Origin of the sequence: Ramlibacter sp. (genome assembly GCF_035706265.1) — a bacterium.
Taxonomy (GTDB): Bacteria; Pseudomonadota; Gammaproteobacteria; order Burkholderiales; family Burkholderiaceae_C; genus Ramlibacter.
Genome location: NZ_DASSVG010000442.1, coordinates 1 through 6,902 on the forward strand (window position 1 = coordinate 1; position 6,902 = coordinate 6,902).

6 protein-coding genes and 1 pseudogene are annotated in these 6,902 nt (G+C 70.5%); 3 read left to right on the forward strand and 4 right to left on the reverse strand.

Translation table 11 applies throughout. The features are described 5' to 3' along the window. From VFM98_RS15665 to VFM98_RS15675, 3 genes are all read left to right on the forward strand, one after another. A partial coding sequence (locus tag VFM98_RS15665) for an efflux RND transporter permease subunit (protein WP_325110835.1) occupies window positions 1–2,607 on the forward strand: 2,607 nt, incomplete at its 5' end. Window positions 2,608–2,834: 227 nt separating this feature from the next. Further along, window positions 2,835–3,104 carry a MoaD/ThiS family protein gene (locus tag VFM98_RS15670; RefSeq protein WP_325110836.1) on the forward strand — a complete coding sequence of 90 codons (270 nt, stop codon included), beginning with the start codon at window positions 2,835–2,837 and terminating at the stop codon, window positions 3,102–3,104. A gap of 1 nt (window position 3,105) precedes the next feature. Beyond that, window positions 3,106–4,191, forward strand: a complete 1,086-nt coding sequence (locus VFM98_RS15675) for an exo-alpha-sialidase (protein ID WP_325110837.1) — start codon at window positions 3,106–3,108, stop codon at window positions 4,189–4,191. Here the strand turns inward: VFM98_RS15675 and VFM98_RS15680 are convergent, their stop codons facing one another. From VFM98_RS15680 to VFM98_RS15695, 4 genes and pseudogenes are all read right to left on the reverse strand, one after another. Beyond that, window positions 4,192–4,557, reverse strand: coding sequence for a hypothetical protein (locus VFM98_RS15680; protein ID WP_325110838.1), 366 nt, complete (start codon window positions 4,555–4,557; stop codon window positions 4,192–4,194). It lies immediately after the preceding gene. 115 nt (window positions 4,558–4,672) lie between these two features. After that, complete coding sequence (gene glp / locus VFM98_RS15685; RefSeq protein ID WP_325110839.1) at window positions 4,673–5,941, reverse strand: gephyrin-like molybdotransferase Glp; 1,269 nt, start codon at window positions 5,939–5,941, stop codon at window positions 4,673–4,675. Next, window positions 5,938–6,552, reverse strand: a complete 615-nt coding sequence (gene mobA, locus VFM98_RS15690) for a molybdenum cofactor guanylyltransferase MobA (protein ID WP_325110840.1) — start codon at window positions 6,550–6,552, stop codon at window positions 5,938–5,940. The genes glp and mobA overlap by 4 nt, the downstream gene beginning before the upstream one ends. Before the next feature lie 29 nt (window positions 6,553–6,581). Further along, window positions 6,582–6,902: pseudogene (locus VFM98_RS15695) on the reverse strand (GTP 3',8-cyclase MoaA); the annotation flags it as partial.

Consider the following 6,902-nt stretch of genomic DNA (forward strand, 5'->3'; position numbering starts at 1 on the left):
GTCTGGCTCGATCCCGACAAGCTGGCCGGCTACCGCGTGACCACGCAGGACGTGGAGGACGCGATCCGGCGCAGCAACCTGGAGCTGCCGGCCGGCCGCATCGAGTCGCAGCAGCGCGAGTTCAGCGTCACCTCGCAGACCGACCTGGTGCGGCCCGCGCAGTTCGCCGAGATCGTGATCCGCAACTCCAACGGCTTCCCGGTGAAGATCCGCGACGTCGCGCGGGTGGAGGAGGCGCCGGCCGACGAGCGCAGCGGCATGCGCCTGAACGGCCGCAGCGCCATCGGCACCGGCGTGATCCGCCAGGCCACCGCCAACCCGCTGACGCTGGCGCAGGGCGTGCGCGAGATGATCCCGCGGCTGAAGCAGGACCTGCCGCCGGACATCAACATCGACGTCGCCAACGACAACTCGCTGTTCATCGACCGCTCGGTGCGCAACGTCTACCGCACCATCGTCGAGGCGATGATCCTGGTGGCGCTGGTGATCTTCGTCTTCCTGCGCACGATCCGCGCCTCGATCATCCCGATGATCACGATCCCGGTGTCGCTGGTCGGCACCTTCGCGATGATGGCGCTGGCCGGCTTCACCATCAACACGCTGACGCTGCTGGCGCTGGTGCTGGCCATCGGCCTGGTGGTGGACGATGCGATCGTGATGCTGGAGAACATCTTCCGGCACATCGAGGAGGGGCTGGACCCGTTCTCCGCCGCCATCAAGGGCGCGCGCGAGATCGGCTTCGCGGTGGTCACGATGACGCTGACGCTGGTGGCGGTGTACGCGCCGCTGGCGTTCACGCCGGGGCGCACCGGCCGCCTGTTCGTGGAGTTCGCGCTGGCGCTGGCCGGCTCGGTGCTGGTGTCGGGCTTCGTGGCCCTGACGCTCACGCCCATGATGTGCTCCAAGCTGCTGCGCCACAACGCGAACCCGACCTGGTTCGACAGCCACATGGAGCGCTGGCTGACGGCGGTGCAGAACGGCTATGCGCGCCTGCTGCGCTGGATCGTCACGGCCCGCTGGCGTCCGGCTGCCGGCGAGCGCGGCGGCGCGCGCGCGGCCCTGCTGCAGGCCCGCTGGCTGATCGTGCTGGTGATGTTCGGCGCCGCCGGCCTGATCGCGCTGGTGTGGCCGACGATGAAGTCCGAGCTCTCCCCGCTGGAGGACCGCGGCACCATCCTGGCCAGCATCAACGCGCCCGACGGCTCCACGCTGGAGTACACCGACCGCTATGCCCGCGCGCTGGAGCGCATGGGCCAGGAGTACCCCGAGTTCGACCGCATCTTCGCCAGCCTGGGCAACCCCACGGTGTCGCAGGGCAGCGTGGTGTACCGCACCATCGACTGGGACGAGCGCGAACGCACCACGCTGCAGATCGCGCGCGAGCTCGGGCCCAAGTTCAACTCGCTGCCGGGCGTGAACGCGTTCGCCGTCACGCCGCCTTCGCTGGGGCAGGGCTTCCGCGAGCGGCCGCTCAACTTCGTGATCCAGACCTCCGACAGCTACGAGAACCTGAACCTCGTGGTGCGGCAGATGCTGGACGAGATCGCCAAGAACCCGGGCATCCAGGGCGTCGACGTGGACCTGCGGCTGAACAAGCCGGAGCTGCGCATCGAGGTGGACCGCGCCAAGGCGGCCGACATGGGCGTGAGCGTCGAGGTGGTGGCGCGTGCGCTGGAGACCATGCTGGGCGGCCGCCAGGTCACCCGCTACAAGCGCGACGCCGAGCAGTACGACGTGATCGTGCAGACCCAGGCGAGCGGGCGCAGCACGCCGGAGAACATCGACAGCATCTACGTGCGCGGCCGCAACGACACCATGATCCCGCTGTCGGCGCTGGTGAAGACGCAGGAGAGCGTGAGCCCGCGCGAGCTGAACCACTTCGGCCAGCGGCGTGCGGCGGCCATCACGGGCAACCTCGCGGCCGACTACTCGCTGGGGCAGGCGCTGAAGTTCATGGACGAGACGGCGGCCAAGGTGCTCAAGCCCGGCTACACCACCGAGCTGAACGGCACTTCGCGCGAGTTCCGCAACTCGCAGGGCGCACTGGCGATCGTCTTCGTGCTGGCGCTGCTGTTCATCTTCCTCGTGCTGTCGGCGCAGTTCGAGAGCTTCGTCGACCCGCTGGTGATCATGCTGTCGGTGCCGCTGTCGATGATCGGCGCGCTGCTGGCGCTGAAGTGGAGCGGAGGGTCGCTCAACGTGTATTCCCAGATCGGCCTGATCACGCTGGTGGGCCTGATCACCAAGCACGGCATCCTGATCGTCGAATTCACCAACCAGCTGCGCGAGCAGGGCATGGAAATGGTGGACGCGCTCGTGAAGGCGGCCTCGCAGCGCCTGCGCCCGATCATGATGACCACGGGCGCGATGGTGCTGGGCGCGGTGCCGCTGGCCTTTGCGCACGGCGCCGGCGCCGAGAGCCGCACCCAGATCGGCTGGGTGATCGTGGGCGGCATGTCGCTCGGCACGCTGCTGACGGTGTTCGTGGTGCCGACCATGTACACGCTGTTCGCGCGCAAGGAAGTGCCCGGCGCCAACAAGGCCGAGGCGAAGGACCGCGCCCACGGCCGCGCGCTGCCGGTCCACCAAGACCTGGTCGCGAAGTAACACCGCAATCCGGACAGCCGGACAGCCGGACAGCCGGACGCAAAGGACGCAAAGGACGCAAAGGACGCAAAGGGTACGCAAAGAACGCAAAAGGACACCCTGCAAAATCAGGATTTCTTTTGCGTCCTCTGCGTATCTTTTGCGTCCTCTGCGTCCGGTAGTTTTGGTCTTCCTTTCCCCTCCCGCTTGACGACGGCGTGAGGCCCGAGGTGGAATGGCTCCCCGCCATGCCCACCGTCGAATTCGCCCCGGCATTGACGCGCCATGTGGCCTGCCCGCGGCAGCAGGTGCAGGCGCAGACGCTCGGCGCTGCGCTCGAGGCGGCCTTCCGCGCCGCGCCGGCGCTGAAGGCCTACGTGCTCGACGAGCAGGGGGCCGTGCGCAAGCACGTCGCCGTGTTCCTCAACGGCGAGATGCTGCCGCGCGATCGTGCGCTCGCGCGCACCGTGGGCAGCGAAGACCGCGTGATGGTGATCCAGGCGCTCACCGGAGGCTGACATGCAGGACATCCAGGTCGCGACCCGCAAGGGGCTCTTCACCGTGCGCCGCGCCGCGGCGGGCTGGCAGCTCGGGCAACCGCAATTCCCCGGCGAGCCGGTGACGCAGGTGCTGCGCGATGCGCACGACGGCACGTGGTACGCGGCCCTGCGCCTCGGCCACTTCGGCGTCAAGCTCAAGCGCAGCAGCGACGGCGGTGCGAGCTGGCAGGACGTGGCCGCGCCCGCCTTCCCGCCCAAGCCCACCGAAGGTCCGCTGGCCGACGACACCACACCCTGGACCGTGGACCTGGTCTGGAGCCTGGAAGCCGGCGGCGGCCGGCTCTGGGCCGGAGCGCTGCCGGCCGGCCTGTTCGTCTCCGAGGACCGCGGCGAGAGCTGGCGGCTGGTGGAAAGCCTCTGGACGCGGCCCGAGCGGCGCGAATGGTTCGGCGGCGGCTACGACCATGCCGGCATCCATTCGATCGTGGTGGACTCGCGCGATCCGGCGCACGTGACGCTGGCCGTCTCCTGCGGCGGCGTGTGGCAGACGCGCGATGCCGGCGCCACCTGGGCCAACACCTCGGAAGGCTTCGACGCCGGGGCCTACATGCCGCCCGAGCGCCGCTTCGACGGCAACATCCAGGACGTGCACCGCATCGATGCCTGCGCGGCGCAGCCCGACGTGCTCTGGGCCCAGCACCACGGCGGCATCTACCGCTCGGCCGACGGCGGCCGCAGCTGGCGCAACCTGGGCACGCCTTCGCCGAGCGCCTTCGGCTTCGTGGTCGCGGCGCATCCGCGCGATCCGCTGCGCGCCTGGTTCGTGCCGGCGCACTCGGACCAGCAGCGCATGCCGGCGGACGGCCGCATGGTGGTCAACGAGACGCGCGACGGCGGGGCGAGCTTCCGCACCCATGGCGAAGGCCTGCCGGCGCGCGACGCGTACCACCTCGTGTACCGGCACGCGCTGGCCTGTGCCGATGACGGCGAGACGCTGGCGATGGGTTCGACGACGGGAGGGCTGTGGGTCAGCGAGGACGGCGGCGCGCTCTGGCAGTGCCTGTCGCGCGACCTGCCGCCGATTGCGGCGGTGCGCTTCGCCTGATCATTGCAGGACGGGATCGAAGGCGCGGATGCGGTTGCAGGCGTCGCGCGGCGCTTCCAGCGCGGGGGTGGCGCAGACCCGGCTGGCCAGGCCGCGGCAGCGGCCGGCGGCCTCGGCCCAGATGCTTTCGAGCTTGGCGGTGACGACGTCGCTGCGGTCCTCGTAGCGCTTCGCATGGGCGATCGCCGTCACGCAGGTTCCGACGTAGGTGTGCGCCGTGGTACTGCGGCGAGCCATGGTCTTGAGCAGGTCGAGCGACTCGCGGGCGATCTCCTGCGGCGCCGCCGGGGTGCCGAACCCGGCTGCGGCACCGCTGCAGACCGCCACCAGCAGGGCCATCAGCGCTCCCAAGAACCCGTGTTTCATCGCACCTCCCGCAACAGAAGGTAACAATAATGGTTTTTGGTTGCAAGTCCATCCACCGAATGGGGGAAGGGCTTCGGTGAATTCCCTAGCTGAGCGGGCCCTCGCGAGCCTGGGTCTAGATCGCGCCCTCGAACATCATCACGTCCACCGCGTCGCCCACGGCGACGTTGCCCTGGCCGTGGTGCAGCACGATCAGGCCGTTGCCCTGCACCATCGAGCTGAGCACGCCCGAGCCCTGGTTGCCCGTGGTGCGCACTTCCAGGGCGCCCGCCGCGTCGCGCGTGACGATGCCGCGCTGGTACTCGGTGCGGCCCGGCTTCTTGCGCATCGCCTCGGCGCTGCGGGCCTGCAGCAGCACCGGCGCGGTGGCACGCGCGCCCATCATGCGCAGCAGCGCCGGGCGGACGAAGGCGAGGAAGGTCACCATCACGGCCACCGGATTGCCCGGCAGGCCGAACAGCACGGACTCCCCGATGCGGCCGACGGCCATCGGCCGCCCCGGGCGCATCGCGATCCGCCAGAACGCCACGTCGCCCAGCTTCTTCATCATGGCCTTGGTGTAGTCCGCCTCGCCGACGCTGACGCCGCCGCTGGTGATGATCGCGTCGGCACGCCCGGCGGCATCGCGGAAGGCCTGTTCCAGCAGGGCCGGCTCGTCGCGCACCACGCCCAGGTCGATCACTTCGCAGCCCCGGCGGGCGAGCAGCCCGTGCACGGTGTAGCGGTTGCTGTCGTACACCGCGCCTTCGCGCGGCGGCTCGCCCAGGCTCAGGATCTCGTCGCCGGTGGAGAAATAGGCCACCCGCAGGCGCCGGAACACCTCCACTTGGGCGATGCCGAGGCTCGCGACCAGGCCGCAGGCGGCGGGGCCGAGCCGTTCGCCGGCGGCCAGCGCGGGCCGGCCTTCCATCAGGTCCTCGCCCTTGCGGCGGCGGTTGTCGCCCGGGCGCAGCAGGCCGGCCGGCACTTCGATGCGGTCGTCGGCGAGCGTGCGGGTGAACTCCTGCGGCACCACCGTGTCGAGCCCGGGCGGCATGATCGCGCCGGTCATGATCTTCACGCACTGGCCGGGGCCGACCGTGCCCTGCCAGGCCTTGCCGGCCAGCGCCGTGCCCACCACCTGCAGCTGCAGCGGTGCGGAAGCGAGCTGGGCGCCGTCGAAGGCGAAGCCGTCCATCGCGGAGTTGTCGTGCGGCGGCACGCTGAGCGGCGAGACGAGGTCGCGCGCCAGCACGCGGCCGAGCGCCTCCCGCGGGCCCACCGATTCCGTCTCGCGCAGCGGCGTGACCAGGCGGGCGAGGAATTCGCCCACCGCTTCGGCGCTCAGCGCCTGCGGGTCGTAGCCTTGCAGCTGCGCGGCGATCTGTTCGATGGAGAGCGTCACGGCGCTTGCTCGAGCCGGTGCAGCTCGGCGAGGGTGTTGGCATTGAAGAAGGCCGACGGGTCGTCGCCTGCGCGGTCGAAGGGCACGACCACCGTGCGGTGCTGGCCGGTCCAGGCGTCGATCTTGCGGCCGCCGCCCTGGGTGAAGCGCACCAGGTCTTCCATCAGCTCCTGCCGCAGCAGCGAGAACACGGGCTGGGTGCGCACGCTGCCGTCCTCCTCGCGCGCGGCGGCCATCGCGATCTCGGCGTCCTCGCGCTCCAGCGCCTCGGCCAGCCGGGCCACCAGGTCCGGCGGGAAGAGGGGAGTGTCGCAGGGCACCGTGACCAGGTACGGCGTCTCGCAGCGCTCCAGGCCGGTGAGGAAGCCCGCCAGCGGGCCGGGGAAGTCCGACATGGTGTCCGGCCACACCGGCACGCCGAAGGACTCGTAGGCTGCGAGGTTGCGGTTGGCATTGATCATCATCTCGCCCACCTGCGGCGCGAGCCGCAGCATGGTGTGCATGGCGAGCGGGATGCCGCGGAAGTTCTGCAGGCCCTTGTCGGCCCCGCCCATGCGCGTGCCCCGGCCGCCGGCCAGGACCAGGCCCGTGATGTCTTCCTTGTCGATCATGGCGGCGATGTTACCCGCCGCCCAGGCTCCTAGCCGCCGATGTAGCTCATTTCGACCCGGCGCACGCCGCTGCCCTGGTCGGCCGCCATGGTGCCGCGCAGCTCCGAGTAGTGGTCGTCGCGGCCCTGCCAGATGTGGCCGATGGCGGAGGCCAGCTCCTCGTCGCTGGCGCCGCCGCGCAGCAGCGAGCGCAGGTCGTAGCCGTTGCCGGCGAACAGGCACAGGTAGAGCTTGCCCTCGGTGGACAGGCGGGCGCGGTTGCAGTCGCCGCAGAAGGCCTGGGTGACGCTGCTGATGAAGCCCACCTCGCCGGCACCGTCGGCATAGCCCCAGCGCTGGGCGGTTTCGCC